Source organism: Methylobacterium oryzisoli (assembly GCF_046557895.1).
Lineage (GTDB): Bacteria > Pseudomonadota > Alphaproteobacteria > Rhizobiales > Beijerinckiaceae > Methylobacterium > Methylobacterium oryzisoli.
The window spans coordinates 1-1,665 of the sequence record NZ_JBKIBX010000110.1 but is presented as its reverse complement, the minus strand read 5'-3'; the positions used below and the strand labels follow the sequence as shown (position 1 = coordinate 1,665).

The 1,665-nt window shown below is 66.4% G+C and carries 2 protein-coding genes; one reads left to right on the top strand and one right to left on the bottom strand.

Features of this window, described 5'->3' with window-relative positions; genetic code table 11:
• Positions 1–35: 35 nt before the first annotated feature.
• Positions 36–749 (bottom strand): phosphatase PAP2 family protein, encoded by a 714-nt coding sequence (locus ACKUB9_RS34245; protein WP_407531154.1) that lies wholly within the window; start codon positions 747–749, stop codon positions 36–38.
• Positions 750–1,020: 271 nt separating this feature from the next.
• Here ACKUB9_RS34245 and ACKUB9_RS34240 point away from each other — a divergent pair, with 271 nt between their 5' ends.
• Positions 1,021–1,611 carry an alpha/beta fold hydrolase gene (locus ACKUB9_RS34240; RefSeq protein ID WP_407531152.1) on the top strand — a complete coding sequence of 197 codons (591 nt, stop codon included), beginning with the start codon at positions 1,021–1,023 and terminating at the stop codon, positions 1,609–1,611.
• Positions 1,612–1,665 lie beyond the last annotated feature (54 nt).

Genomic DNA, 1,665 nt, shown 5'->3' with positions numbered 1-1,665 from the left:
TACCTCACACCCGAGCAAGCCGAGCGGAACGCGAGCTAAAACCCGTGTCCGCGAAATCGGGGGAGGATCACCCCCACGGCCCACCCGCCGAGAACGTCGGTGGGCCAGTGCACACCGAGGTAAACGCGGCTTATGCCGACTAAGACCGTGAGAAGCACCGAGAACGAGAGCACATAGGCTTTGACGTGCACGCTCGCGCGCAGGCGGGCGAAGAGGGCGCCCAGTGTGAGATACACCACCGCCGCCATCATCGAATGGCCGCTTGGAAAGCTGGCGGTGTAGACCCGGGAACCGTACGGAACGAGGTCGGGCCTGGGACGGTCGAAGCCTGCTTTGATGAGGCTGCTGAGCACAATCCCGCCCGCAATCGACAAGACGACATCGAGGGCTGCCCGCTTCTTGCCCGTGAGCAGCAGATAGCCGGCGGCCACAATGGTCAGAAGCGTGAGGACACCGACCCCTCCCAGAGCCGTGAAGTCACGCATCATTTCCTCCAGCCAGGCAGGCCCGCGTGGCCGGAGATGGTTATCAGGATCGCGCAAGGCGAGCAGCAGGGCGCGATCCAACGCGTCCGTTCCGCCCTCGACAACCTCACCGGCCAGTTCGACGAAGCCCCACACGAGGCTCGTGAGCAGGAGGCCGATCATCAGAACGGATCGTTCGACACGGCCGACACGGCGAATGGCGGAGCCGAGCAGGGAGACCTCGTTCACAGCCGTGTTCGTAGGTTTTGGCTGGCGCAATTCCATGGTCCCGCCGTCGTGGTGAGGTTTGGGGCGAAACGATCTCGTCAGCCGTCGTGTTTCGTAGAGCCGTCGTTTTCTCGACATCGAGTTGAGAAGCCGATGCGGCGGATGCGGGGAGACCGGTGTGTCCCTACGGTGGATAGCGGTGAGGGGCGCCGGGCTCCTGGCTTTGTTGGCTCTTGCCGGCTCCCTGGCCCGGCGGCGTACCGATCGGACGCGCGGCGCCCGCCTCGGACACCTTGGCGTGTGCCGCACCCGCGTCGGGAGAGTGACGATGCACGCGCGGGTCTCGCTGGCTCCGGTGCCCGACAATCGCCTGCCCGTGATCCTCGTCCACGGCCTCGGGATGTCGAGCCGCTACATGATCCCGCTCGCGAAGCATCTCGCCCCTTCTGTTCGGGTCTACGCGCCCGACCTGCCTGGCTTCGGCCTGAGCGGCAAGCCTCGCCGTGTCCTCACCGTCCGCGAACTCGCTGACGCGCTGGCTGCCTGGATGCGGGCCGTCGGGATCGAGCGCGCCGCCTTTGTCGGCAACTCACTCGGCTGCGAGGTGCTGGTCGAACTGGCCCTCGCCCACCCGGGCTGTGTCGAACGCCTCGTGCTGCAAGGGCCCACACCGGATCCGGACGCACGGGGCATCCTCCGGCAGATCGCGGGCTTCTTCGCGATCGCGCCGTTCGAGCGCTGGTCGCTCGCCTGGGTGGCACTCACCGACTACGCCCGAGGCGGAGTCCGACGCTATCTCCTGACCTTGCGCAGCATGATCGGCAACCGGATCGCGGAGAAGCTGCCTCGGGTCGCGCAGCCGACCCTCGTGGTGTGGGGCACGCGGGATTACATCGTGCCTTATACCAAGTCTCGCTGAGCCCGACTCACGCTGGGTGGCGGTGCGGAAGGGGCTGTGATTCTGTCCTCGGGT